Origin of the sequence: Nocardioides sp. SLBN-35 (assembly GCF_006715725.1) — a bacterium.
Classification (GTDB): domain Bacteria; phylum Actinomycetota; class Actinomycetes; order Propionibacteriales; family Nocardioidaceae; genus Nocardioides.
Map to the genome: position 1 here is coordinate 5,158,808 of NZ_VFNU01000001.1, position 23,775 is coordinate 5,182,582.

The 23,775-nt window shown below is 72.6% G+C and carries 21 protein-coding genes; 4 read left to right on the top strand and 17 right to left on the bottom strand.

Annotation, left to right across the window (positions count from 1 at the left end; all coding sequences use genetic code 11):
• Nucleotides 1-5 precede the first annotated feature (5 nt).
• From FBY23_RS24815 to folP, 10 genes are all read right to left on the bottom strand, one after another.
• Nucleotides 6-1,139 (bottom strand): hypothetical protein, encoded by a 1,134-nt coding sequence (locus FBY23_RS24815; RefSeq protein ID WP_141800584.1) that lies wholly within the window; start codon nucleotides 1,137-1,139, stop codon nucleotides 6-8.
• Entirely contained in the window at nucleotides 1,139-2,365 is a 1,227-nt protein-coding gene (locus FBY23_RS24820; protein WP_141800585.1) for a hypothetical protein, read from the bottom strand. The genes FBY23_RS24815 and FBY23_RS24820 overlap by 1 nt, the downstream gene beginning before the upstream one ends.
• Nucleotides 2,362-3,195: a hypothetical protein gene (locus tag FBY23_RS24825; RefSeq protein WP_141800586.1), complete on the bottom strand. Its 834-nt coding sequence runs from the start codon at nucleotides 3,193-3,195 to the stop codon at nucleotides 2,362-2,364. The genes FBY23_RS24820 and FBY23_RS24825 overlap by 4 nt, the downstream gene beginning before the upstream one ends.
• Nucleotides 3,192-4,364, bottom strand: a complete 1,173-nt coding sequence (locus FBY23_RS24830; protein WP_141800587.1) for a hypothetical protein — start codon at nucleotides 4,362-4,364, stop codon at nucleotides 3,192-3,194. The genes FBY23_RS24825 and FBY23_RS24830 overlap by 4 nt, the downstream gene beginning before the upstream one ends.
• A 9-nt stretch (nucleotides 4,365-4,373) precedes the next feature.
• Nucleotides 4,374-7,961 (bottom strand): CDP-glycerol glycerophosphotransferase family protein, encoded by a 3,588-nt coding sequence (locus tag FBY23_RS24835; RefSeq protein WP_141800588.1) that lies wholly within the window; start codon nucleotides 7,959-7,961, stop codon nucleotides 4,374-4,376.
• A 60-nt stretch (nucleotides 7,962-8,021) separates the two neighbouring features.
• Nucleotides 8,022-8,618: a hypothetical protein gene (locus FBY23_RS24840; RefSeq protein WP_141800589.1), complete on the bottom strand. Its 597-nt coding sequence runs from the start codon at nucleotides 8,616-8,618 to the stop codon at nucleotides 8,022-8,024.
• A gap of 100 nt (nucleotides 8,619-8,718) precedes the next feature.
• A complete protein-coding gene (locus FBY23_RS24845; RefSeq protein WP_260806541.1) occupies nucleotides 8,719-9,117 on the bottom strand; it encodes a DUF3180 domain-containing protein in 399 nt (132 codons plus the stop codon).
• Nucleotides 9,118-9,229: 112 nt separating this feature from the next.
• Nucleotides 9,230-9,799, bottom strand: coding sequence for a 2-amino-4-hydroxy-6-hydroxymethyldihydropteridine diphosphokinase (gene folK, locus FBY23_RS24850; RefSeq protein ID WP_141800591.1), 570 nt, complete (start codon nucleotides 9,797-9,799; stop codon nucleotides 9,230-9,232).
• Nucleotides 9,796-10,203: a dihydroneopterin aldolase gene (gene folB, locus FBY23_RS24855; RefSeq protein WP_141800592.1), complete on the bottom strand. Its 408-nt coding sequence runs from the start codon at nucleotides 10,201-10,203 to the stop codon at nucleotides 9,796-9,798. The genes folK and folB overlap by 4 nt, the downstream gene beginning before the upstream one ends.
• Nucleotides 10,196-11,071, bottom strand: a complete 876-nt coding sequence (gene folP / locus FBY23_RS24860; RefSeq protein WP_260806542.1) for a dihydropteroate synthase — start codon at nucleotides 11,069-11,071, stop codon at nucleotides 10,196-10,198. The genes folB and folP overlap by 8 nt, the downstream gene beginning before the upstream one ends.
• Before the next feature lie 23 nt (nucleotides 11,072-11,094).
• Here folP and FBY23_RS24865 point away from each other — a divergent pair, with 23 nt between their 5' ends.
• Nucleotides 11,095-12,660 carry a glycosyltransferase gene (locus FBY23_RS24865; protein ID WP_141800593.1) on the top strand — a complete coding sequence of 522 codons (1,566 nt, stop codon included), beginning with the start codon at nucleotides 11,095-11,097 and terminating at the stop codon, nucleotides 12,658-12,660.
• Between the two features lie 103 nt (nucleotides 12,661-12,763).
• Here FBY23_RS24865 and rfbA read toward each other — a convergent pair whose 3' ends face one another.
• Complete coding sequence (gene rfbA / locus FBY23_RS24870) at nucleotides 12,764-13,657, bottom strand: glucose-1-phosphate thymidylyltransferase RfbA (protein WP_141800594.1); 894 nt, start codon at nucleotides 13,655-13,657, stop codon at nucleotides 12,764-12,766.
• Between the two features lie 79 nt (nucleotides 13,658-13,736).
• On the opposite strand from rfbA, the gene rfbB reads away from it, so the two are divergent.
• Together rfbB and FBY23_RS24880 are read left to right on the top strand one after the other, a co-directional pair.
• A complete protein-coding gene (gene rfbB / locus FBY23_RS24875; protein WP_260806543.1) occupies nucleotides 13,737-14,732 on the top strand; it encodes a dTDP-glucose 4,6-dehydratase in 996 nt (331 codons plus the stop codon).
• Nucleotides 14,733-14,734: 2 nt separating this feature from the next.
• The gene (locus tag FBY23_RS24880) at nucleotides 14,735-16,123 is read left to right on the top strand and encodes a bifunctional dTDP-4-dehydrorhamnose 3,5-epimerase family protein/NAD(P)-dependent oxidoreductase (RefSeq protein ID WP_141800596.1); all 1,389 of its coding nucleotides are present in this window, start codon (nucleotides 14,735-14,737) and stop codon (nucleotides 16,121-16,123) included.
• Nucleotides 16,124-16,176: 53 nt separating this feature from the next.
• On the opposite strand, the gene folE is transcribed toward FBY23_RS24880, so the two are convergent.
• From folE to dacB, 6 genes are all read right to left on the bottom strand, one after another.
• On the bottom strand, nucleotides 16,177-16,767 hold the full coding sequence (folE, locus tag FBY23_RS24885) for a GTP cyclohydrolase I FolE (protein ID WP_141800597.1): 591 nt from the start codon (nucleotides 16,765-16,767) through the stop codon (nucleotides 16,177-16,179).
• Nucleotides 16,764-18,827 (bottom strand): ATP-dependent zinc metalloprotease FtsH, encoded by a 2,064-nt coding sequence (gene ftsH, locus FBY23_RS24890; protein ID WP_141800598.1) that lies wholly within the window; start codon nucleotides 18,825-18,827, stop codon nucleotides 16,764-16,766. The genes folE and ftsH overlap by 4 nt, the downstream gene beginning before the upstream one ends.
• A 109-nt stretch (nucleotides 18,828-18,936) precedes the next feature.
• The gene (gene hpt / locus FBY23_RS24895; RefSeq protein WP_141800599.1) at nucleotides 18,937-19,488 is read right to left on the bottom strand and encodes a hypoxanthine phosphoribosyltransferase; all 552 of its coding nucleotides are present in this window, start codon (nucleotides 19,486-19,488) and stop codon (nucleotides 18,937-18,939) included.
• A gap of 4 nt (nucleotides 19,489-19,492) precedes the next feature.
• Nucleotides 19,493-20,473 carry a tRNA lysidine(34) synthetase TilS gene (gene tilS / locus FBY23_RS24900; RefSeq protein WP_141800600.1) on the bottom strand — a complete coding sequence of 327 codons (981 nt, stop codon included), beginning with the start codon at nucleotides 20,471-20,473 and terminating at the stop codon, nucleotides 19,493-19,495.
• A 14-nt stretch (nucleotides 20,474-20,487) separates the two neighbouring features.
• Nucleotides 20,488-21,537, bottom strand: a complete 1,050-nt coding sequence (locus tag FBY23_RS24905; RefSeq protein WP_260806544.1) for a zinc-dependent metalloprotease — start codon at nucleotides 21,535-21,537, stop codon at nucleotides 20,488-20,490.
• Between the two features lie 39 nt (nucleotides 21,538-21,576).
• The gene (gene dacB, locus FBY23_RS24910; RefSeq protein WP_160158365.1) at nucleotides 21,577-23,040 is read right to left on the bottom strand and encodes a D-alanyl-D-alanine carboxypeptidase/D-alanyl-D-alanine-endopeptidase; all 1,464 of its coding nucleotides are present in this window, start codon (nucleotides 23,038-23,040) and stop codon (nucleotides 21,577-21,579) included.
• A 163-nt stretch (nucleotides 23,041-23,203) separates the two neighbouring features.
• On the opposite strand from dacB, the gene FBY23_RS24915 reads away from it, so the two are divergent.
• Nucleotides 23,204-23,692 (top strand): inorganic diphosphatase, encoded by a 489-nt coding sequence (locus FBY23_RS24915; protein ID WP_141801263.1) that lies wholly within the window; start codon nucleotides 23,204-23,206, stop codon nucleotides 23,690-23,692.
• The last annotated feature ends 83 nt before the right edge of the window (nucleotides 23,693-23,775 follow it).

Consider the following 23,775-nt stretch of genomic DNA (forward strand, 5'->3'; position numbering starts at 1 on the left):
ACGGGTCAGGAGCGGCGGAGGATTCGGCGCCGGAGCTCGGCGACGATGGCGCGGCCGCTGACGGCGTCGAGCGAGCGGGCAGGCGTCGCGGCGGGAGACTGGGGCGCGAGCGTGAGGGCGACGCGGAAGTACGCCTCCATCATCCGGCCGGCCGACGCGACGTCCACGACCTCGGGGACCTCGACCTCGACGGGGTGGGAGGCGGGGTCGCTGGACAGGTGGCGCACGTCGCCCAGCACCCGGGCGCCGGACGACTCCAGCGCCTCGACCCACTCGGCGACGTACTCGTTGGCGCGCTCGGCCGCCCACCGGGGCACCCGCACGGTCTGGTGCCGAGGCGCGGCCTCCACGACCGAACGCAGCTTGATCCTGCGGGTGTCGCCTGCGGTGGCCATCCACGCGTCGAGGTCTCCGCCGTGCTCGCGGTAGGCGGTGGCGAAGTGCCGGAGCATCTCGGCCTCGGGCATCGGCAGGGACAGGTTGCGCGACGGCGACGGCTCGAGCAGCTGGGGGACCCCGAGCAGGCTCTCGAAGGCGCGCAGCAGCCACGCGTGGTCGGTCGGGTCGAGCACGACGAAGACCAGGTTCTCCTCGCCGAACGCCGCACCCCAGTCCTGCAGCACGCGGCGGGGATTGAGCCGCCGCAACGGCTGGCCCGGGACGAAGCCGGCACCCACGCCGCCGAGCGGCTCCTCGGCGAAGGTGGTGCGCAGCCAGTCGTCGAGCGGCTGGGGGTGGGCGCGGCGCAGGCCCTGCTGCCAGCGCGAAGCGAGCTGAGGTGCGAGCGCGCGGATCGTGCAGACGACGTACGACGGCCCGAGCTCCTCGCGCAGCCCGCGGATGCGGTCGGGCTGGGCCAGCGACAGGGACTCGCTCGACCAGAACGTGCGCCGGGCCGTGGACGTGCGGAACTCGTGGGCGAGCTGCTGCCAGCGCTCGTGCTCGGCGCCCCAGTAGGACCGGACGTTGCCGGCCGCGGTGATGGCCACCTTCCGCTCGTGCGCCCGGCGCGAGACGTTGTGGGCGCCGTGCTGCTCGAGCGCGGCACGCGCGGCCCACAGCGAGTGCTGGAGTGCGGTGGTGCCGGTCTTCGGCATGCCGATGTGGAGCAGCCTGGAACCGTCGGGAAGGGAGTCCATCAGCGCTCACCGAGCCGGCGGCGGGCGCGGCGGGCGAGCTCGCGGGCCGCCGTACGACGGGCGCCGTCCTGGTCGCGCTCGGTGTCCCAGTGCTCGGCGACGGCCCGGTGCCGCGACCACACCGCCTGCTCGACCGGGCCCGCGAGGTCGCGGTGCTCGGGGCGGGGGTGGACGCCGGTCAGCTTGCTGATGATGCCGACGGCGAGGGCCGCGGCGGCGCCGGGGTCGATCGCGGTGACAGGGGCGTTCTCGCCCTCGGCGGGCGCGAGCGCGCGGTCGGAGAGCAGGCCGAGGTCGCCGATGACCCGCGCACCGGACGCCGCGATCCGCTCCGCCATGCCGGCGCCGACCTCGAGCGCCCGGTCGATCGCCCAGCCGGGGGTCAGCAGCCTCTCGGCGGCGGGGTCGGGCGGTGCGGCCTGCAGGCCGCGGGCGGCGCCGAAGCGGATGAACCGGCCGTGGTCGGCGCTGGTCCACGGCGCCCGGGCGGTGCGGTCGACCAGCTCCTGCATCAGCGTCGCCTCGGCGAAGGTCAGCGACCGGTTGGTCTTGTCGGCCGGCGGGCGCAGCAGTCCGTCGGGGAGCCCGAGCAGGCTCTCGAAGGCCGCCGGGAGCCCGCGGTGGTCGCGGTCGTCGACCACGATCACGCTCACCCGGTCGCCGCCGACGAGCCCGACCCAGCGCTCGACCAGCCGGTCGTGGCGGTGCCGCTGCCAGAAGGACGGGGTGACGGTGCCTCCGTCGGGGTCTTCGGCCTGGTCGAGGATCGCGCGCAGCCACTCGCCGTACGACGGCACGGGGACGTTCTGGCCGTACTGCTGCCACTGCGAGCCGAGCAGGCGCACGATCGGGCGCACGGTGATCACGACATGGGTCTGCGGGCCGAGCACGTCGAGGACGGTGCGGGCGCCGTCGTCGGTGGCCTCGCAGTAGACCTCGCTGCTGAGCACGCCGATCCGCGGCCGGTCGGCCTGGAGGGCGGCGACCATGGCGTACCACCGCTCGCGGAACGCGTCGATGTCCTTGCCGGGGTCGACCCGGCCGAGGGCGACCGCCATGGCGGCGTTCATCTCGTGGGCGAGCTCGCCCGGGTAGGCGACGCCATGGGTCGCGAGGGCCTCGCGGGCCTCCCACAGCGCGCCCTGCATCGCGGTGGTGCCGGTCTTGTAGGGCCCGATGTGGACCAGCGTGGTGCCGTCGGGCAGCGGGGTGATCGGCGCGGTCATCGGGTCCCCCGCAGTCGGGTGAGGAGGGCGCGGGCCGGCAGCTCCGCCAGGGGTACGACGACCGCCCGGTCCGGCGCGAGGTCGGCCGGCCGCTCGACCTGGCCGAGCATCACCTCGAGCGCGGCGTCGGCGGCCACGTCGAGCGGGACCAGGCCGCGCTCGGCGGGGACCGGCCACAGCAGCGCGTCGCGGGGCCCGCTGACGGTGACCCCGTCGGCCTCCAGCGCCGCGAGAGCGGCCCGGCAGGCGTCGCGCATCGCCCGGGCCTCGGCGGGACCGAGGTCGGGATCGGTGTCGAGCGCCCGGCTGATGCAGGCGGTCGCGTCGGCGGTGCCGTCGACGGCGGTCTGCCAAGCGGGCGGCAGCAGCACCTCGACCTGCGCGACGATCGCGTCGGCGTACGCGCGAGCGGTGTCCTGGCCGCCCGGCACGCTCTGCGGCGGGATCGGGTCGGCATCGGTGTGGGCGGCCGCTGCGGCGACGTCGAAGCGCGGCCAGCGGCGACCGGCGGCGAGGGTGAGCAGCTCGTCGAGCGAGGTGACCTCGTCGAGGGACACCGCGAGGTGCACCGGCGCCTCGGCGGTGTGGACCGCCCGGACCTCGGCCACCCAGGCGGCCAGGCCCTCGGGGGTCGGCTCGGACAGCAGCTCGGCGACGGCGCCGACGACCAGCAGGGTGCGGTCGGCGTCGAGGTCGACCTCGACCACGGTGACGTCGGGCCGCTCGTCGTCGTCGCGGGTGACCCGCTCGTCCTCCAGCGAGGCCCACCAGGTGGGCACGGCGAAGGCGTTCATCCCGGCGTGGGCGTCGGGCACGTGGAGCAGGCTCATCCCCTGCCCACCCGTCGCCGGGCGCGGCGGCCGAGCTCGCGGACCAGCTCCCGGCCGCCGTACGACGACAGGTCGGGCGTCTGGGATGCGCCGGACGGGGTCCTCGCCGCGTGCTGGAGGGCGGCAGTGAACGCGACGTCCATCAGCCGGCCCGCGCTCTCGACGTCGACGGTGGTCGGCACGTCGACCCGCTCCGGGTAGTCGGCCGGGTCGACGAGCAGGTCGGCCAGATCGCCGACCACGGTGACTCCGGAGTCCTCGACGGCGGAGTTCCACGCCGCGGCGTACTCGTTGGCGCGCTCGGCGACCCACCGCGGGGCGCGGATGGGGTGCGCCTCGAGAGTGTTGGTGTAGTCGCGCAGCGGGATCCGCGCGAGCACGCCGATCACCTCCATCCACGTGGGGTGGTCGCCGCCGTGGTCGGTCCAGGCGCGGTTGAAGTGCCGCAACATCTCGGCCTCCGGGTAGGGCAACGAGGCGTTGCCCTCGGGCACTGGCTGCAGGATGTCCGGAACCCCCATCAGGCGCTCGAAGACGCGGAAGTTGCGCAGCCTGTCGGTCGGGTCGGGTACGACGAGCACGATCCGCTCCTCGCCGAAGACTGGGCCCCACTCCTCGACGATGCGACGCAGGCTGAACCGGTGCAGCGACGGCATGAACCTGAGGTAGTCGATGGTCACCTCGCCGTCGGGGGTGACCGCGTCGAACTGGTTGACCGCCCATTCGTCCAGCGACTGGGTTCCGCGCCGGCGCAGCCACTGCTGCCACTGGGACACCATCAGCGGCGCCAACGGCCGCAACGTGACGACGACATGGGTGTCGGACCCGAGCTGGTCGGCGAGATAGGCGACCCGCTCGCCCCGGGCATGGCTCAACGACTCGCTCGACCAGAACGTGCAGCGGGCGTCGGACTCGCGGAACTCCGTGGCCAGTGCCTGCCAACGCTTCTCCCAGGCGCCCTGCCAGAACTCGGCGAGCCCGCCCGCGGCGACCTGCCCGACCCGCATCTCGTGCCGGCCATGGTTGACGTTGTGGGCGCCGAGCGCCTCGAGCTCTGGACGGGCTCGGTCGAGTGCGCCCTGCAGCGCGGTCGTCCCCGTCTTCGGAAGCCCGATGTGGAGGAACCGCGAGCCGTCCGGGAGGGCGTCGGGCAGGTCGACAGAGCGCATCGGGTGATCCTAGATCTCGGTCCCGAAGAAGGCCGCCGCCACCCGCTCGGCGGCGTGCCCGTCCATGAAACGGCTGAACCGCTCGTGGAAGGCGGCCACCTCGCCGGCGTACCGCCGCCGTAGTCCGTCGAGGTCGCGCAGCAGGTCGACGACCTGCTCGGCGGTGTCGACGTGGGGGCCGGGGGCGGTCGGGCCGTAGTCGTAGAGGAAGCCGCGCACACCGCCGACGTAGGTGTCGAGGTCGGGGACCAGGAAGACCATCGGCCGGTCGGTGAGGGCGAAGTCGAAGCGCAGCGACGAGTAGTCGAGCACGGCGGCGTCGGCGGCGAGGATCAGGTCGTTGATCTCGGGGTACTCGGTGACGTCGAGGAAGCGCGTGGCCCCGGCGCCGTCGCCGGAGGGGTTGTGGAACCGGTGGCCGCGCAGCAGCAGGACGTAGTCGGGGCCCAGCTCGCGGGCCGCGGAGGCGACGTCGAGGTGGTGGACGGCGTCGGCCGCGCGCCAGTTGGTGGCCTGGTCGTCGCGCCACGTGGGGGCGTAGAGGATCGCCTTCTGGTGGGGCTCGATGCCGAGGCGGCGCCGCACGTCCTCGCGTACGACGGCCGCGCGGTCGCCGACGAGGACGTCGTCACGGGGATAGCCCTCGCTGTGGATCGCCCCGTCGTAGGCGTACTCGCGGCGGTAGAACTGGTCCATGTCGGGGTCGGGCGTGAGGATCAGGTCCCACTGCTGCGAGGTGCGGGCCAGCTCGAGCTCGATGCGCCGCGGCGGGTAGTGCTTGGCGTCCCACATCCGGATGCCCATCGACTTCGACGGGTAGCCGTGGAAGGTCTGCAGCAGCCGCTGGCCGGGGCGCTTGCGGAACCAGCGCTCCGGGTCGATGTTCATGCACAGCTGTCCGGCGGCGGCCAGCACGCGGTACCACTCGCGGGTGGTCATCACGACGGGCACGGCGCCCTCCGGCACCCACGAGGCGGCGGACGCGACGCCCCAGTAGAGCGTGAGGTCGGGGCGGGTGCGCCGCAGCTCGTGGTGGAGCGCGAGCTGGCTGTCGGTGGCGGTGGCGCCGACGTAGGACTGGAAGTAGACGGCGTCCGGCTCGAGCGGGATGTCGCCGTCGGCGTACCACTCCTGCAGCTGGGTCTGGCCGTAGGGGACGCGCTCGTCGACCGGCACCGGCGGGAGCAGCTCGATGCCGGCGACGCGGCCCTCCTGCACGACGCGGGCGGAGTAGCTGCGGTGACCAGTGCCGACCATGAAGTGGTGGAGGCGGTCGATGCCGGCCTCTCCGAGCAGGCTGCGCGTGGTGGTGCCGCCGATGGTGACGGCGAGCCAGAACCAAGCGGGTGCGAGCGGGCGCTCGCCGAGGCCCCAGCGGTCGGCGGTGAGGGTGAGGCTCACGCGGACCGTGCCGTCGGCGGCGGCCGGCGGCAGGTCGGTGGCGAGGACCTCGGTGCCACCGACCTGGGTGAGGAGGACGATCCGGGCGTCCTGGCCGGGTGCGGCGCCGAGCCAGCGGGCGGTGACGTCGAGCCGGAGGCCCTCGACGAGGAGGTCGTCGACGACGAGGGTGCCGGCGGTCTCGTAGAGCTCGGTGTCGCCGGACGGGGTGCGGGAGCCGACCAGCTCGCCCTCGCCGACGCCGAGCCACTGGGGCGCGCCGGCGGCCCAGCCGAGCGGGATCTCGCGGCCCTCGGCCGTGAGCGCCTGGACCTGCCAGCGCCGCTGGCCGGACCAGGCGGCGGGGAACTGGAGCCGGAACGCCCTCTCGCCGCTCGGCGTGGTGGTGAGCTCGGCGCGGACCTGCTGGGTGCCCTGGGTGACACGTAGGCCGGTGATCTCGGTGGCGGCGGGGACGAGGGTGCCCTCGACCGTGCGGCCCTGGACGGTGAGGGAGCGCAGCCGCGGGCCGCTGTCGGGACGGATGCGCAGGCCGACCACGTCGGAGCGCGGGTTGAAGGCGACGACCGACCCGGCGACCGGGCGGGGTGCGAGGTGGTCGCGGCCGATGAATCCGGCCGAGGCCTGCTCGTCGATGAGCGGGACGGCACCGGTGCGTCGTACGCCGTCGACGTCGATGTCGACCTCGAGGACCCAGGTGCCGGTGCCGTCCGTGGTCGCGGCGACCACGTCGGCGACGGGGACGACGGCGGCGAAGGCGCCCCACGAGAAGTCCTGGTGGCGGCGCAGCGCCTGGTTGGCGCGGGCGTCGCGGAACTGGCGGATCTGCAGCGGGACCCGTTGCCCGGTGGCGCTCTCGACGAGCGCACAGGTGATCGCAGGCGTCGTGCTCATGTGCACGAAGTCGACGGCCGCGAACACGGTCAGCTCGAGCGTGGTGGCGTCGACCCAGCGCGCCTCGCGCAGCATCGCGCGGAACCGGGTCTCGTCGGCGGTCATCTCGAACAGCTCGGGTGGGATGGCCAGCTCGGCATCGTCGTGGTGCGGCAGCAGCGCCCAGACCTTGCCGTCGCGGACCTCGGTGGGCCGGTTGCCGCGGGTGAACAGCCGGGCGCCGAGGAAGTCCTCGAGCGCCTTGCGGTGGTTGTTGCGCAGCAGCCACAGCTTGACCCGCGCCTCGGCGTTGAGCCGGGCCCAGACGTGCTCGTCGGCGGCGTCGAGGAGCATCGCGACGTGGTCGCGCAGCGTCTGCCACTGGTGCTCGTCGGCCCGCTCGACGTCGGCGATCAGCGGTTGCACGGCCGTGTCGAGCACGCCCCACAGGAACCACTCGCGGACCTCGGGCAGCCCGAGTGCCTCGACCCGGTGCCAGGTGTGGTCGTTGCGGTCGATCCAGCCGGCCAGGCCGCTGAGCACGTCGGGCACGGTGCCGACCTGGACGCCGTCGCGGCGGTCGGTCGGGATGTAGGTGAAGTCGGCCAACAGGTCGAAGGCGGACGCCCGCTCCAGCAGCCCGAGCGCGACGTCGGCGCCGTCGGGGAAGTCCTCGGAGAAGCGCAGGCCGGTCTGCTGCCAGGCCGCGCGCGTGAAGAGCTTGTTGCCGAGGCCGAGGTCGGTGACGGCGACCGGAGTGGCCGCGAGCGTCGTACCGCGGACGGGGGTGTGGTGGGCGGCGTCGTACGCGGAGTCGGGGATCCAGCCGGCGATGTCGGGCTCGCGCATCGCGCCGACCACCACCGGCGAGCCGGAGCGCGCGTGGGCCTCGACCAGTCGCTCGATGCCGGTGTGGACGAAGTCGTCGCCGGCGTTGGTCACGACGACGACCAGCTCGCCGGCCGCGGCGCCGACGCCGGCGTTGCGGGCCGCGGCGAGGGACTTCTCGACCTTGATCCGGGTCTTGATCCGCCAGTCCCCGGCGGCGTGCTCGCGCACGGTCGCGGTGACCCGCTCGTGGCGCCCGAAGCGCACGACGAGGACTTCGAGGTTGCGGTGGGTCTGGACCTTCAGCGAGTCCAGGCAGGTGCCGATCCGGGTCGTGTCGTCGTCGCTGACCGGCAGCACGACGGTGACCAGGGGGCCGGAGAACTCACCACGGAAGCGGCGGGTGGCGCGGCCGACGGGACCGCGCAGCCGCCCGGGTCCTGCCTTGGCGAGCCGGATCAGGCCCTGCTGGGCGCGGGCGCGGTCGAGTGCCACGGCAGCAGCGTCCTTCCGGGTCGACGGGTGGGTCGCCCGATGCTACCTAGGGGTGTGGGGTCAGGCGGGACGGCGGGCCCGGGTGCGGGCCTGCGCCTCGAGGGCGTGGATCTGCGAGGTGAGGACGTCGAGCTCGGCCTCGAGCTCGGCGACCCGGACGACGGCCTGGCCGGCGCGCTCCTCGGCGTCGGCGAGGCTCTTGGTGAGCCGGTCGGCGGTGCGCTGGGCCTCCTCGGCGCGCTCGCCGGCCTCGACGAGGTCGCGGCGGGCGTCGGCCAGCTCGGCGGCGGCGTCGCCGAGGCGCTTCTCGAGGCGGGCGATGGTGGCGTCGCGCTTGGCGACCTTGCCCGTCATGTCGGCGGCGAACTCGACGTTCTCCGCGGTGCGGACCTCGGTCAGGTCGGCGTACGCACGCGCCTGGGTGGCCCGGTCGCGGGCGGCCTCCTGACGGGAGTCCAGGAGCTCGGTGTGGGTGATCTTGGTGGCCGCGGCGCCCAGGACGAGGGCGGCGCCGGCGGCGATCGTGACGAGGAGCCAGGAGCCGGTCACGGCCGTACCGGCGACAGCGAGCGTCGCGAGCACGAGGAGGAGCACAGCGACCAGGACCCGCGTGGAGCGCTGACGACGGCGGTTGCCGGACATGACAGGGGAAGTCATGTCTTGCACGGTAGGCCTCCGGGCGCTCGAGACGCGGCAGACACGCTTGTCACAACCGTCCCAACCGTCACAGTCGGTCGTCCCCGAGCCCGGATCCGGGTTAAGCGTCGTCGTGGACCCGACAGGCCCTTTCCAGCAACAGGCCCGCGACCACCGCGGCGAGGGCACACCCGGCGGCGACGAAGGAGCGCACCATCCGCTCGTCGGCCAGCTCGGCCGGGTCACCGATCCAGGAGAGCGCGTAGCCGACGTACCCGCCGGTGACCAGGGCGGCGACGAGGGCACTGGCACGGGCGAGGACGAACCGGTTGACGGCCTGGTGGGGCTCCAGCCGCTCGCGGCGCACGTGGACGGCGCGGTGGGTCACCCAGGCGACGTACCCGAGGATCACGGCGAGCAGCAGCAGCGCGAGCGGCTGCGCCGCCGAGACCAGCGGGGGTACGACGCCGATCCGGTCGCACACCGGGTGGACCGCCCAGCCGACGACCGCGCCGGCCACCGCCCAGCCGAGGACGGTGGGCAGGCCGGTGGGTCGCAGGCCGTCCGGTGACGGCCCGGACGGTCCCGAGGGCTCCTGCTCGGGCTCCTGGACCGGGTCTCGGCTCAGGGTGCTACTCCGTCTCGAGCACCAGGTCGTCGCGCAGCTTGAGGCCGTCGGTGCCGGCCTTCTCGAGCAGCTCGGCGACCGGGCCGTGGTCGAGCAGCTGGGCGTCGGGCTCGAGGTCGTGCCACGGCTTGAGCACGAAGGCGCGCTCGTGGGCCCGGGGGTGCGGGAGGCGAAGGGCGTCGGTGTCGCTGCGGCGGTCGCCGACGACGATCAGGTCGACGTCGAGGGTGCGCGGGGCGTTGGGGACATCGCTGCGCTCGCGGTCGAAGGCGTCCTCGATGGCGAGGGCGCGGTCCAGCAGGCGGTGGGCCGACAGGGTGGTGTCGGCGAGCACGACGGCGTTGAGGAAGTCCTTCGTGTCGGGCGGGCAGTCCACGGGGGCCGTCTCGTAGACCGGCGACACGCCGGTGATCCAGACCTCCGGGGTGTCCGCGAGCACACCGAGCGCCCCCTGCAGCGTCGCGAACCGCTCGCCGAGGTTGGATCCGAGTGCGATCACCACCCGACGGATCGGTCGCATCTCGCCGGTCAACGTGTCCGCGTCGACGATGTTCGGATTGGGGGTCTCGGTCATGCTGGGCCCTCTGCCTTCCCGGTTCGGTCTCCCACCCCTGCTGCCTCACGGCGGCGGGTGATGGTGAGCTGTACGTCGGCGAACGTCGCCTTGATCGGCGCATCCGGCTTGTGGACGGTCACACGCACCCATTCAACACGAGGGTCCAACAGGCAGGTGTCCGCGATCCGCTGCGCGAGGGTCTCGATCAGGTCGACCGGGTCCCTCGTCACGGCGGCCACGACCTGGTCGACGAGGCTTCCGTAGTCCACGGTGTCACGCAAGTCGTCCGAGGCCGCCGCGGGGGCGGTGTCGACCGCGAGGGTCAGGTCGATCCTGAACACCTGGCCGTCGCGTCGTTCGTGGTCGAAGACGCCGTGGTGGGCGAAGCACTCGATGCCGAGGATGCTCAGCTCGTCAGTCATCTCGATCCCTCTCCGGCGCCACGGCCCGATCCGCGGCTGGGGTCCACTGTGCCGCAACCGCCAAGGCGTCGCGGTGGGCACGCACATCGTGGACCCGCAGGCACCACACCGGCGCACCGCCCAGCCCCGCGGCGAGCAGGGCGCTCAGCGCCACGCCGGCCGCCTCCCGCTCCCCGACCGGGCGCGGCCGGCCGGCGGCGTCCTCGAGCAGGCGCCCGAGGAAGGTCTTGCGGCTGCCGCCGACCAGCAGCGGGAAGCCGAGGTCCGCCAGCGCGTCCAGGTGGCGCACCAGCTCCCAGTTGTGTTCGGCCAGCTTGGCGAACCCGAGCCCGGGGTCGAGCACGATCTGGTCGTCCCGCACGCCGGCGGCCCGGATCGCGGCGACCCGCTCCCCCAGCTCGGCGCGGACGGCCGCGACCACCCCGCCGTCGTACTCGGTGAACTGCTGCATCCGGTCGCTGTGGGCGCGCCAGTGCATCGCGACGTAGGTGGCGCCGGTGCGCGCGACGACCTCGAGGATCGTGGGGTCGGCGAGGCCGCCCGACACGTCGTTGACGATCCGCGCACCGGCCTCGAGCGCCCGCTCCGCGACCTCGGCGCGCATCGTGTCGACCGACACGACGGCGCCGTCGGCGGCGAGCGCCTCGATGACGGGTACGACGCGGTCCAGCTCCTCCTCGAGCAGCGGCCGGGTCGCGCCCGGTCGGGTGGACTCACCACCGACGTCGAGGATGTCGGCGCCCTCGGCGAGCAGCTGCCTGCCGTGCGCGACGGCGCGCTCGGGGTCGTCGTACCGCCCGCCGTCGGAGAACGAGTCGGGCGTGACGTTGACGACCCCCATCACCAGGGGCGTCGACGGTCCGGTCATGGCGGAAACCCTAGACTCCGAACATGGCCGAGGCTCCTGCGGTGTCCGTCGTGATCCCGACCTACCGCTCCGGCCCAGGGCTGGACCGGGCCATCGCGTCCCTGGACGCACAGACCCTGCCCCAGGACCGGCTCGAGGTGCTGCTGCTCGACGACGGCTCCCCCGACGACACCGCAGCCCGGATCGAGCAGATCGCGGCGGGGCGCGCCAACTACCGGGCGTTCGCGCTGGAGGCCTCGGGCTGGCCGAGCCGGCCGCGCAACATCGGTGTCCGCGAGGCGCGGGGCCGCTACGTCCTGTTCCTCGACCACGACGACGAGCTGTACCCGGACGCGCTCCGGGCCGCGGTCGCGCTCGGTGACAGCGCCGGCGCGGACGTGGTCAACGGCAAGGAGGTCCGCACCCAGATCGCCCGCTGGGGGCTCGCGCACTACACCCACGACGCGCCCGACGCGAGCGCCGAGCCGCTGCGCGGCCTGCTGCCGATGACGCCGCACAAGCTGTACCGGCGCGCGTTCCTGGTCGACCACGAGGTCCGCTTCCCGGAGGCGCCGCGACACCTGTGGGAGGACCTGTTCTTCCACGTCGAGGTGATCCGGCACGAGCCGGCGGTCGCCCTGCTGAGCTCGACGCCCTTCTACCACTGGCGCAAGACCGCCGAGAACAACTCGACGTCCAGCGACGGCACCAAGCTCGACTACAGCGGAGACCCGGAGTACTGGCCCTACCTCGACAAGCTGTTCCGTCTCGTGTCCGGTGTCGAGCAGCCCGCGATCCGCGACGAGCTGCTGGCCCAGAACGTGCACGTCCGGCTGGTCTCCCAGCTCGGCCAGCGCGCGACCGACGCCGACGACGAGAGCGTCGCCGAGGCCCGTGCCGAGGCCGCCCGGATGCTCGCGACCTACGTGCCCGCCGAGCTCGACGCGCTGCTGCCGGAGCGCAGCCGGGTCGCGATCACGCTCTTCCGGGCCGGCCACGCCGACGCGGCCGCCGACTTCCTGCGTGACGGCATCGACCGCAAGCCCGACTTCACCGTCACCGCGGTCGAGGACGCCGGCGACGGAGCCGTCACGGTCACCGGCACCGTGGCCTGGAGCCGCGTCCCCGGACAGCCCTTCGCCCGTCGTACGGCGGCCGGCGAGGTGGTCCGCGACCTTCCCGAGCCGTTGGCGGGTCTGCTCGCCGAGCACGGCCTCACGCCGAGCGCGGACGTGTCGGACGCCTTCGTGGACGTGGCGATCCGGCACGCCCCCACCCGGGTCAACTGGCTGCTCCCCTCGACCTCGCGGGTCGCCCTGGTCGAGCAGGAGGACGGCACCCTCGAGCCCGCCGGCACGTTCACCGCCCGCTTCGACCCCGCCACCGCCGCTATGGGCGGCGCGCTGCCGACCGGCGCCCACCTGGTGCTGGGGATGTGCGAGCTCGACGGCCGTACCGGCATCAAGCGGGCCTTCAGCGACCTCCCCGCCGGCACGCAGGTCGGCTCGGTCGTGCTCGACTACTCCGCCCAGGACGGGCTGTTGCTCCGGCTCCCCGCCGCCGAGCCGCCCGCCCGCAAGAGGTTGCTGGGCCGGCTGCGGCGGGGCTGAATCCGAGTCCTCCCCCGAATCGTTCGATCGAACGGTTCGGGGGATTTCGGGCGCCGGAAGTCCCCCGAACCGTTCGATCGAACGATTCGGGGGACCGGCAGATTCACAGCAGGTGGTTCGGGCCGGCGTCGGCGGCCTCGGCGAGCAGGTCGAGCAGGTAGCGGCCGTAGCCGCTCTTGAGCAGCGGCTTGGCCAGCTCCTCGAGCCGGGCGTCGTCGATGATCCCGAGCCGCCAGGCGATCTCCTCCGGGGCGCCGACCTTGGTGCCCTGCCGGGCCTCGAGGGCGCGCACGAAGTTGCTGGCGTCGTTGAGGTCGTCGAAGGTGCCGGTGTCGAGCCACGCGGAGCCGCGCGGGAGCACCTCGACCTGGAGGCGGCCCTCGTCGAGGTACATCCGGTTGAGGTCGGTGATCTCCAGCTCGCCGCGGGGGGAGGGCTTGAGCGACTTGGCCTTCTCGACGACATCGGAGCCGTAGAAGTACAGGCCGGGGACGGCGTAGTGGCTGCGCGGCTTCTCGGGCTTCTCCTCGAGGGAGAGCGCCTTGCCCTCGGCGTCGAACTCGACGACGCCGTACGCCTTCGGGTCGGCCACGCGGTAGCCGAACACGGCAGCGCCGTCGAGGTCATTGAAGCGACGCAGGCGGGAGCCGAGGCCGGCGCCGTAGAAGATGTTGTCGCCGAGCACGAGACCGGCGCCGCCACCGGCGAGGTGCTCCTCGCCGATGAGGAAGGCCTGCGCGAGACCGTCGGGCGAGGGCTGCACGGCGTAGGTGATCTCGATGCCGAACTGCGACCCGTCGCCGAGCAGGCGGCGGAACTGGTCGGCCTCGTGAGGCGTGGTGATCACCAGCACCTCGTGGATGCCCGACAGCATCAGCGTGGAGAGCGGGTAGTAGATCATCGGCTTGTCATAGATGGGCATCAGCTGCTTGCTGATGGCGTGGGTGATCGGGTGCAACCGACTCCCCGTGCCGCCCGCCAGGATGATCCCGCGCATCTCGTCTCCCACTCCTCGACGCCTCGATGGCCCCGTCTCGATGTCTCGACGGCGCATTCTCCTTCATACACTGTCCGACGTGCGCATCCTCGTCACCGGCGGAGCCGGGTTCATCGGGTCGAACTTCGTCCACCACCTCGTCCGCCACACCGACGCCTCCGTGACGGTGCTCGACAAGCTGACCTACGCCGCGAGCCGCGAGTCGCTGGCCGGTCTGCCCGAGGACCGGGTCCAGCTGGTCGTCGGCGACATCGTCGACGCCGGCCTCGTCGAGCCGCTGGTCAACCAGCACGACGCGGTCGTCCACTACGCCGCGGAGTCCCACAACGACAACTCGCTCAACGACCCGTCGCCGTTCATCCAGACCAACCTGATCGGCACGTTCACGCTGCTCGAGGCGGTCCGCAAGGCCGGCGTCCGGTTCCACCACGTCTCCACCGACGAGGTGTACGGCGACCTGGAGCTCGACGACCCGAAGAGGTTCACCGAGGACACGCCGTACACCCCGTCGTCGCCCTACTCCGCCTCCAAGGCGGGCTCCGACCACCTGGTGCGTGCGTGGGTGCGCAGCTTCGGCGTGCAGGCCACGATCTCGAACTGCTCCAACAACTACGGCCCGTGGCAGCACATCGAGAAGTTCATCCCGCGCCAGATCACCGAGGTGGTCGACGGCCGGCGCCCGAAGCTCTACGGCTCGGGCGAGAACGTGCGCGACTGGATCCACACCGAGGACCACTCCTCGGCCGTGCTCCGGATCCTCGAGCAGGGCCGGATCGGCGAGACCTACCTGATCGGCGCCGACGGCGAGAAGTCGAACCTCGAGGTGGTCCGGCTGATCCTGACCCTGATGGGCCGTGACGCCGACGACTTCGAGCACGTCACCGACCGCGCCGGGCACGACCTGCGCTACGCGATCGACTCCGGCAAGCTGCGCAGCGAGCTCGGCTGGTCGCCGCAGTACGCCGACTTCGAGGCCGGCCTGGCGGCCACCGTCGAGTGGTACCAGCAGAACGAGGCCTGGTGGCGCCCGAAGAAGGACGCCACCGAGGCGGCCTACGCCGCGAAGGGCCAGTGACCATGGCGGAGCTTCGCATCGAGACGACGCCGATCCCCGGCCTGCTCGTCGTCCACCTGCCGGTGCACGGCGACGACCGCGGCTGGTTCAAGGAGAACTGGCAGCGCGAGAAGATGGTCGCGCTCGGCCTGCCCGACTTCGGTCCGGTGCAGAACAACATGAGCCTCAACGCCGCCCGCGGCGCGACCCGCGGCATCCACACCGAGCCGTGGGACAAGTACGTCTCCGTCGCCACCGGCAAGGTGTTCGCCGCATGGGTCGACATGCGCGAGGGCGAGACCTTCGGGGCGACGTACTGGACCGAGGTCGACGAGAAGACGGCGGTCTTCGTGCCGCGCGGCGTCGGGAACTCCTACCAGGCGCTCGAGGACGGCACCGTCTACTCCTACCTGGTCAACGACCACTGGAAGCCCGGTCACGCCTACCCCGCGCTCAACCTCGCCGACGCCACGGTCGCCATCCCGTGGCCGATCCCCCTCGACGCCGACGAGGTCGAGATCTCGGCCAAGGACCTGGCCAACCCCGTGCTCGGCGACGTGGTGCCGATGGCTCCCCGGAAGACGCTGATCACCGGCTGCCGGGGCCAGCTCGGGCAGGCCCTCGCGCCGCTCCACCCCGGCGCCACTCTGGTCGACCTCGACGAGCTGGACCTCACCGACGAGGCGGCCCTGGCCGCCTGGCCGTGGGAGGAGTACGACCTGATCCTCAACGCGGCCGCCTACACCGCGGTCGACAAGGCCGAGACGCCCGAGGGCCGGCCCGTCGCCTGGGCCGCCAACGCCGCCGCGCCCGCCGCCCTGGCCCGGATCGCCGCCGCCCGCGGGATCACTCTCGTCCACTACTCGACCGACTACGTCTTCGACGGCTCCCCTGTCGAGGGCGGGCACCGCGAGGACGAGCCGTTCGCGCCGCTCGGCGTCTACGGCCAGACCAAGGCGGCCGGGGACCTTGCCGTCGCGGGCGCCCCGCGCCACTACATCCTGCGCACCTCGTGGGTCATCGGCGAGGGCCACAACTTCGTGCGCACCATGGCGAAGCTGGCGGCCGACGGCGTCGACCCGGCGGTCGTCGACGACCAGGTCGGCCGACTGACCTTCACCTCCGAGCTGGCCCGCGCCACGGCGCACCTGGTGGCCACCGGGGCGCCGTACGGCACGTACAACGTCACCAACGGCGGCGAGCCGCGCTCGTGGGCCGACTACGCCCGCAAGGTCTTCGAGCTCACCGGCCAGGACCCGGCCCGGGTCAGCACGGTGACGACCGAGGAGTACGCCGCGGGCAAGGCCCTCTCGCCCCGGCCGCTGCACAGCACGCTGGCGCTGGACAAGCTCGCCGGCACGGGGTTCGTGAGCACCGACGCCGACGAGGCGCTGGCGGCGTACCTGGCCTGATGTCTGCTGCATGAATCCCCGGCCGGCCGGGGATTCATGCAGCGCGTCAACCCTCAGCCCCGCGGGCTGTGGATGAGCGCCATCGCCTCGGCCCGCGTGGCGGGGTCCTTGAGCATGGTGCCGCGGACCGCAGAGGTGATGGTGCGCGCACCGGCCTTGCGCACGCCGCGCATCGTCATGCACAGGTGCTCGGCCTCGATCACCACGATCACGCCGCGGGCGTCGAGGAGCTCCATCAGGGAGTCGGCGACCTGGGTGGTCAGCCGCTCCTGGACCTGCGGGCGCTTGGCGTAGACGTCGACCAGGCGGGCCAGCTTGGACAGGCCGGTGATCTTGCCTGTCTCGGCGGGGATGTAGCCGACATGGGCCACGCCGGTGAACGGCACCAGGTGGTGCTCGCACATCGACCACAGCTCGATGTCGCGGACCAGCACCATCTCGTCGTGCCCGAGGTCGAAGGTGGTGGTCAGCACCTCCTCCGCCGTCATCCGCAGTCCGGCGGTGAGCTCGGCGTACGCCCGAGCCACGCGGGCCGGGGTGTCCTTGAGCCCCTCGCGGTCGGGGTCCTCGCCGATGGCGGCGAGGAGCTCGCGTACGGCGGCCTCGGCGCGCTCGTGGTCGAACGCGCCCGTGCCCTCGCTCATGCGGAGGGCGCCGGCGGCTGCGGGTCGGTCGGAGGTGCGGTCGGCGTACCGCCGTAGATGTCGCCGCCGGGTCCGGGCGGGGTCAGGATCTGGCCGCCGTCACCGTTGGCCGGCTCGGGGACCGAGCCGTTCTGCTCGGCACGGCGCCGGATCTCCTCGGGGATCTCCACCGGCGGGATGGTCGACGGGATTCGGGTCGGGGAACCGGTCCAGGCCGGACGCGCCGGACGCAGCCGCAGTGCGGTGAAGACCTCCGCGACCTGCTCCTTGTCGAGGGTCTCCTTGTCGAGCAGCGCGAGCACGAGCGCGTCGAGCACGTCGCGGTTCTCCACCAGGATGTCGAAGGCCTCCTGGTGCGCCGTGGCGAGGAAGTTCTTGGTCTCCTCGTCGATGATCGCGGCGACGTCCTCGGAGTAGTTGCGCTGGTGCCCCATGTCACGGCCCAGGAAGGGCTCGGAGTTGGAGTCGCCGAGCTTGATCGCACCGAGGCGGTCGGTCATGCCGTACTGGGTGACCATCGCACGAGCCAAGGCGGTCGCCTTCTCGATGTCGTTGCCGGCGCCGGTCGTCGGGTCGTGGAAGATCAGCTCCTCCGCGGCCCGGCCGCCCAGCATGTAGGCGAGCTTGTCGAGCATCTCCGAGCGGGTCTGGGAGTACTTGTCCTCGTCGGGCAGCACCATGGTGTAGCCCAGCGCCCGGCCGCGGGGCAGGATCGTGATCTTGTGGACCGGGTCGGTGCCCGGCAGCGCCGCCGCGACGAGGGCGTGACCGCCCTCGTGGTAGGCGGTGATCAGCTTCTCCTTCTCCGACATCAGCCGGGAGTTGCGCTGGGGGCCCGCGATGACGCGGTCGATCGCCTCGTCGAGGATGGGCGCGGTGATGACCTTCTGGTTGTTGCGAGCGGTCAGCAGCGCGGCCTCGTTGAGCACGTTGGCGAGGTCGGCACCCGAGAAGCCGGGGGTCCGGCGCGCGACCGACATCAGGTCGACGTCGGGGCCGAGCGGCTTGCCCCGCGAGTGGACCTCGAGGATCCGTTTGCGGCCGGCCAGGTCGGGCGCGTCGACCTGGATCTGGCGGTCGAAGCGGCCCGGGCGCAGCAGCGCCGGGTCGAGGACGTCGGGCCGGTTGGTGGCCGCGATCAGGATGACGCCGCCGCGCACGTCGAAGCCGTCCATCTCCACGAGGAGCTGGTTGAGGGTCTGCTCGCGCTCGTCATGACCGCCGCCCATGCCGGCGCCGCGGTGGCGACCGACGGCGTCGATCTCGTCGATGAACACGATCGCGGGCGCGTTCTCCTTGGCCTGCTCGAACAGGTCGCGGACGCGGGAGGCACCGACACCGACGAACATCTCGACGAAGTCCGAGCCGGAGATCGAGTAGAACGGGACGCCCGCCTCGCCGGCGACGGCGCGCGCGAGCAGGGTCTTGCCGGTTCCGGGCGGGCCGTAGAGCAGCACGCCCTTGGGGATCTTGGCGCCGACGGCCTGGAACTTCGCCGGCTCCTGGAGGAACTCCTTGATCTCGCCGAGCTCCTCGATCGCCTCGTCGCAGCCGGCGACGTCGGCGAAGGTGGTCTTCGGCATGTCCTTGCTGATCATCTTGGCCTTGGACTTGCCGAACTGCATGACGCCCCGGCCACCGCCCTGGACGTTGTTCATGAGGAAGATGAACAGCAGGATGATCAGCGCGAACGGCAGCAGCGTCGCGAGGATCGAGCCGAGCAGGCTGGGCTGCGGGTTCTTGAAGTTGTACTTGTCGAGCTCGCCCGCGGCCTTCTGTTCCCTGACCGCGTCGATCAGGCCCTCCTGGGCGCCGTCGACGTAGTAGGAGAGGACCTTGTCCCCCTGCTTGCGGGTGCCCTTGTCGAGAGTCGCCTCGATCGACTGGTCGCCGTCGACGAAGGTGATCTCCTCCACCTGGCCCTTGGCGATGTAGGTCGCCATCTGCGAGGTGGGGACCTCGTCGTACCCGCCTCCGGGTGCGAGGAACTCGAGAGCGAGGACGACGGCGAGGACCGCCACCACGATCCAGAGCCAGGGCCCCCTGAAAACGCGCTTCACAGACTTACTCGCTCCCCAACTCCGTCGACAAGGATCAGACGACGGTACACGCCGCCGACGGGTCCCATTCTGTCTGGTCCCTGGTTGGGCAGCGCGGTGAGCGGCTGAATCAGGAGTAGACGGAGGGCGCGAGGGTGCCGATGTCGCGCATGTTGCGGTAGCGCTCGCGGTAGTCGAGGCCGTAGCCGACGACGAACTCGTTGGGGATGTCCCAGCCGACGTACCTGGGCTTCACCGGCATCTGCAGCGCCTCGGGCTTGCGCAGCAGGGTGGCGATCTCGACGCTGGCCGGGCCTCGCGAGCCGAGGTTGGAGGTCAGCCACGACAGCGTCAGGCCGGTGTCGATGATCTCGTCGACGATGAGCACGTGGCGCCCGGCGACGTCGGCGTCGAGGTCCTTGAGGATCCGCACGACACCGGAGGACTTGGTGCCGGAGCCGTACGACGACACGGCCATCCAGTCCATCTCGACGTGCTTGTTCAGGGCGCGGGCGAGGTCGGCCATGATCATCACCGCGCCACGCAGCACGCCGACGAGGACGAGGTCCTTGCCCTTGTAGTCGCGCTCGATCTCGGCCGCCATCTCGGCCACCCGGGCCTGGATCTGCTCCTCGGTGAAGAGCACCTCGACCAGGTCGTCCGCGACGTCGCTCGCATGCATGGCGTCAGCCTGCCACAGGGGTCGGCCCGAAGCGGAGGTGGGAGCGGTCGCGGTACGCCGTCACGTGGCCGGGCAGCTGGACCTCGCCGTTCGTCGTCCCGGCGACGAGGCGCTGGAGTGCCGTGACGTGGACGTGGAACAGCTCGGCGTCGACCGCCCCGGCTGCGAGCGCGGCGAGGCGCAGCACCCGGCCGGAGAGGGCGGGGAGCAGGTCCCGGACGCCGGCGAGGGAGAGGCCGTCGGGACCGGCCAGGTCGTCGTACGCCGTCGCGGCGAGGGCGTCGAGCGCCTCGACGTCGGCGCGGACCTGGTCGGCGGTGCGGGCCAGCGTGGCGGCGACACCGGGGCCGAGCTCGTCCTCGAGCACCGGCAGCACCCGCTGCCGGACCCGGACCCGTGCGAAGCCGGGGTCGCTGTTGTGGGGGTCGTCCCAGAACTCGATGCCGTCGGCCAGGCAGGCGGCGACGGTGTCGGCGCGGGCGACGTCGAGGAGCGGGCGGCGGTAGTGGTCGAACGCGCGACGCATCCCGGCCAGGCTCCGCCCGCCCGAGCCCCGGGCGAGCCCGAGCAGGACCGTCTCGGCCTGGTCGTCGCGGGTGTGGCCGAGCAGGACGAGCTCGGCGCCGAAGTGCTCGTGGAGCTGGTCGAGGACGGCGTACCTGGCCCGCCGGGCGGCCGCCTCGACCCCGAGCCCGGCGGGGTCGACCTGGACCCGCGCGGTCGCGGTCTCGTCGGCGCCGAGGCCGGCCATCTGCGCGACGACGCGGGCCGCGTGCTCCCCTGATCCGTCCTGCAGGCCGTGGTCGACCGTCGTACCGACGACCCGGAGTCCGCACTTGTGGCCCTCGAAGACCGTGGCCGCGAGCAGGGCGAGCGAGTCGGCGCCGCCCGAGCAGGCCACCAGGACGGTGGCGCCGGGGTCGAGGTCGGCCAGCGCGCGTCGTACTCCTTGGCGCACGGCGGCGATCGCCGGGTGGAGGCCCATGTCAGCGAACGGGCTCAGGCCAGGACGCGCTTGACCCAGCCGTCCGGGTCACTCAGCTCGGCCTTGCTGGGGAGGTTCTCGGGGCCGGCCCAGACGGCGTTGAACTCCTCCATGCCGACCCGGTCGACCACGGAGCGCACGAAGTGGGCACCGTCGCGGTACTGCGCCATCTTGGCCTCGAGGCCGAGCAGCCTGCGCAGCACCCGGTCGAGGGCGCCGACGCCCTGCCGCCGCTTGGTGAACTTCTTGCGGATCTGGGCGACGCTCGGGATGACGGTCGGGCCCACGTCGTCCATGACGACGTCGGCGTGGCCCTCGAGCAGCGACATCATGCCGGTCACCCGGTCGATGACCTCGAGCTGCTCGGGGGTGCTGAACATCTCGACGATGCTGCCGCCGTTGCGGCCGGCCTTGATCGCCTCGGTGATCCGCTCGAGGCCGCCCTCGAGGAAGCTGGCGGGCTCGACGGTGTCGCTGATGGCGCGGATCTCCGAGAACAGGTGCTCTCGCATCCACGGCACGGCGGTGAACTGCACCCGGTGGGTCTCCTCGTGGAGGCAGACCCAGAGCCGGAAGTCCTGGGGATCGACGTCGAGCTCGCGCTCGACGTGGACGATGTTGGGGGCCACCAGCAGCAGCCGGCCGTGGGGCTCGTGGAACGGGTCGAACTGGCCGAGCACCTTTCCGGCCAGGAACCCGAGCAGCCCGCCGACCTCGGCGCCGGTGACCTTCGCACCGACCTTGAGCCCGATCCCGCTCGGCGGCTTGCTGGCCGCGATCTTCTCGATCATCGGCCGGGTGGCGACCTCGAAGCCCTCGGCGTTGGCCTGCACCCAGCCCGGCCGGTCGACGACCAGGATCGGCGCCGTGCCCTGCGGCGCGTCCAACCCGGTGAACTCCCGGACCAGCCCGGTCGAGCGGTGCGCACCCGCCCGCAGCTCGGCGACCGCCTCGTCGGCCTCCGCCCGGCTCACCACCGGTCCGTCGCCGGCCAGCCTGGACCCCAGCGCCACGGCCAGGCCCCAGTCGATCATCGGGGGCAGTGGTACGGCGGGTGCGGTCATGCGTGGAAGCCTAGGGCGTGTCCCCCAAGCCGGCCCGGATCAGCACAGGCAGGCGCCGAGTCCGGCGGCCGCGGTGTCCATGGTGGTGCGGGCGAGCAGGCCCTTGTCCTTCTTGACCTTGTCGGCCATGAGCGCGAAGGCCAGGAGGTGACCCTGGGCGTCGATGGCGATGCCGGCGAGCGAGGTGACGCCGGTGAGGGTCCCGGTCTTGGCCCGGACCCGGCCGCGACCGGCGGCGGGACCGAGGTCCATGCGGTCGGTGAGCGAGCCGGTGTAGCCGGCGACCGGAAGGGCGGCCAGCAGCGGGCGCAGCTGGGGGTGGTCGGCGGACGCGGCGAGGCGGAGCACGTCGACGAGGACGCCGGGCGCGAGCCGGTTGGCACGGGACAGCCCGCTGCCGTCGTACAGGACCGAGCCGCGCAGGTCGATGCCGTTGGCGGTGAGCACCCGCGCGACGGCCTGCTGGCCGCCGGTGAAGGACCCGTCGCCGCTGTCGGCGATGCCCGCCTGGCGCAGCAGCACCTCGGCGGCGGCGTTGTCGCTGACCTCGACCAGGCGCTGCACGATCTGGGCGACCGTGGGGCTGGTGACCCGGCCGACCTCGGTCGCGCCGGCGGGCGCGGGGGTCCGGATGGGGCTGCCGGTGACGGTGATGCCGCGACGGGCCAGCGCCTGCGCGAACGTGGTGGTCGCCTCCAGCGCGGGGTCGGCGACCGGCCCCTGCCCCGGGAGCGCCCGGCCCTCGTCGACCCACAGTGCGCTGACCGGGTTGATCTCCTCGGGGATGTAGTCCGGCTTCCAGGTCGGGTGGACCGCCGGGCCGGCGAACAGCGAGTCGTCGAAGCCGAGCTCGACGCTGGTGACGCCGGACGCCTTCAGGTTGCGGGCCGTCCGCTTGGCGAGGGTGCGTACGTCGGCCCGCCGAGGGTCGTAGGTCGCCCCCGTCGGCGTGGAGTTGGGCTCACGGGCCAGCAGCGGGTCGCCGCCGCCCACGAGGACCAGGCGGGGCGTCGTACCGCTGGTGTCGAGGACGGTGGTGGTCGCGAAGGTGTGCTCGGGACCGAGCAGGAACAGTGCGGCCGTCGAGGTGACCAGCTTGGTCGTCGAGGCCGGGATCGCGACGCCGGCGCCCTCGGCGGCCTCGTACGCGTAGCCGGTGCCCTCCAGCGGGCCGACCGCGGCGATCACGTGGCGGCCCAGGTCGGCCGAGTCGAGTGGCGCGAGCGCCTGCTTCACCGCGCGGGCGTCGAGTGCGGCCGTGCCGTCGGCAGCCGGCGCCAGCGCATCGGGTACGACGACCGGCGGCACGTCGACCTCAGGTGGCGGCGCGACCGCGGCCGGGTCGGCCGGCGTACCGCCGTCCCCGCGCAGGTCGTCCCACCACCGCTCGGCGGCCCCGGTCCGCCAGGCGACCCCGGCTCCCGCGAGCAGCGCCACGACGAGGACTCCGGAGAGCACACGACGACCTCGCCGGGTGCCCGGCTCGCGGTCCTTCTCGGCCACGGTTCTCCTTCCGGGAGTGCTCCCCGACTGCGCGTTCCGGGACATTGTGCGGGACAATGCTCCGAACAACGGCGCCGGGCAGGTTCACAGCTCCCGCGAGCACGTCCGCGCCAGACCCGATCGTCAGCCCCGATCCGGGCCGAGAGTGTGGAGGAAGACTGTGCTGGAGTTCGACGTCCTCGTGGAGATCCCCAAGGGGAGCCGCAACAAGTACGAGGTCGACCACGAGACCGGGCGCATGCGCCTGGACCGGTTCCTCTTCACCTCGACGATGTACCCCGCCGACTACGGCTACATCGAGGACACCCTCGGCCAGGACGGCGACCCGCTCGACGCGCTGGTGCTGCTCCAGGAGCCGACCTTCCCGGGCTGCCTGATCAAGTGCCGCGCGATCGGCATGTTCCGGATGACCGACGAGGCCGGCGGCGACGACAAGGTCCTCTGTGTCCCGGCCGGCGACCCGCGCATGGAGCACCTGCGCGACATCAACCACGTGCCGAACTTCGACCGGCTCGAGATCCAGCACTTCTTCGAGGTCTACAAGGACCTCGAGCCCGGCAAGTCCGTCGAGGGCGCCGACTGGGTCGGCCGCACCGAGGCCGAGGCCGAGATCGCCGCGTCGTTCGAGCGGTTCAAGACCACCGGCCACTGAGTTTCGTTGACTTGCCCCATCCTCACCGTTGACTTGCCGGTTCCTCGCGGTTGAGTCGCCGGTTCCTCACCGTTGAGTGACCG

Coding starts and splice junctions, on each gene's coding strand:
- FBY23_RS24815 (WP_141800584.1), bottom strand. CDS start 1,139: ATGGACTCCCTTCCCGACGGTTCCAGGCTGCTCCACATCGGCATGCCG.
- FBY23_RS24820 (WP_141800585.1), bottom strand. CDS start 2,365: ATGACCGCGCCGATCACCCCGCTGCCCGACGGCACCACGCTGGTCCAC.
- FBY23_RS24825 (WP_141800586.1), bottom strand. CDS start 3,195: ATGAGCCTGCTCCACGTGCCCGACGCCCACGCCGGGATGAACGCCTTC.
- FBY23_RS24830 (WP_141800587.1), bottom strand. CDS start 4,364: ATGCGCTCTGTCGACCTGCCCGACGCCCTCCCGGACGGCTCGCGGTTC.
- FBY23_RS24840 (WP_141800589.1), bottom strand. CDS start 8,618: ATGACTTCCCCTGTCATGTCCGGCAACCGCCGTCGTCAGCGCTCCACG.
- folK (WP_141800591.1), bottom strand. CDS start 9,799: ATGACCGAGACCCCCAATCCGAACATCGTCGACGCGGACACGTTGACC.
- folB (WP_141800592.1), bottom strand. CDS start 10,203: ATGACTGACGAGCTGAGCATCCTCGGCATCGAGTGCTTCGCCCACCAC.
- folP (WP_260806542.1), bottom strand. CDS start 11,071: ATGACCGGACCGTCGACGCCCCTGGTGATGGGGGTCGTCAACGTCACG.
- FBY23_RS24865 (WP_141800593.1), top strand. CDS start 11,095: ATGGCCGAGGCTCCTGCGGTGTCCGTCGTGATCCCGACCTACCGCTCC.
- rfbA (WP_141800594.1), bottom strand. CDS start 13,657: ATGCGCGGGATCATCCTGGCGGGCGGCACGGGGAGTCGGTTGCACCCG.
- FBY23_RS24880 (WP_141800596.1), top strand. CDS start 14,735: ATGGCGGAGCTTCGCATCGAGACGACGCCGATCCCCGGCCTGCTCGTC.
- folE (WP_141800597.1), bottom strand. CDS start 16,767: ATGAGCGAGGGCACGGGCGCGTTCGACCACGAGCGCGCCGAGGCCGCC.
- hpt (WP_141800599.1), bottom strand. CDS start 19,488: ATGCATGCGAGCGACGTCGCGGACGACCTGGTCGAGGTGCTCTTCACC.
- tilS (WP_141800600.1), bottom strand. CDS start 20,473: ATGGGCCTCCACCCGGCGATCGCCGCCGTGCGCCAAGGAGTACGACGC.
- FBY23_RS24905 (WP_260806544.1), bottom strand. CDS start 21,537: ATGACCGCACCCGCCGTACCACTGCCCCCGATGATCGACTGGGGCCTG.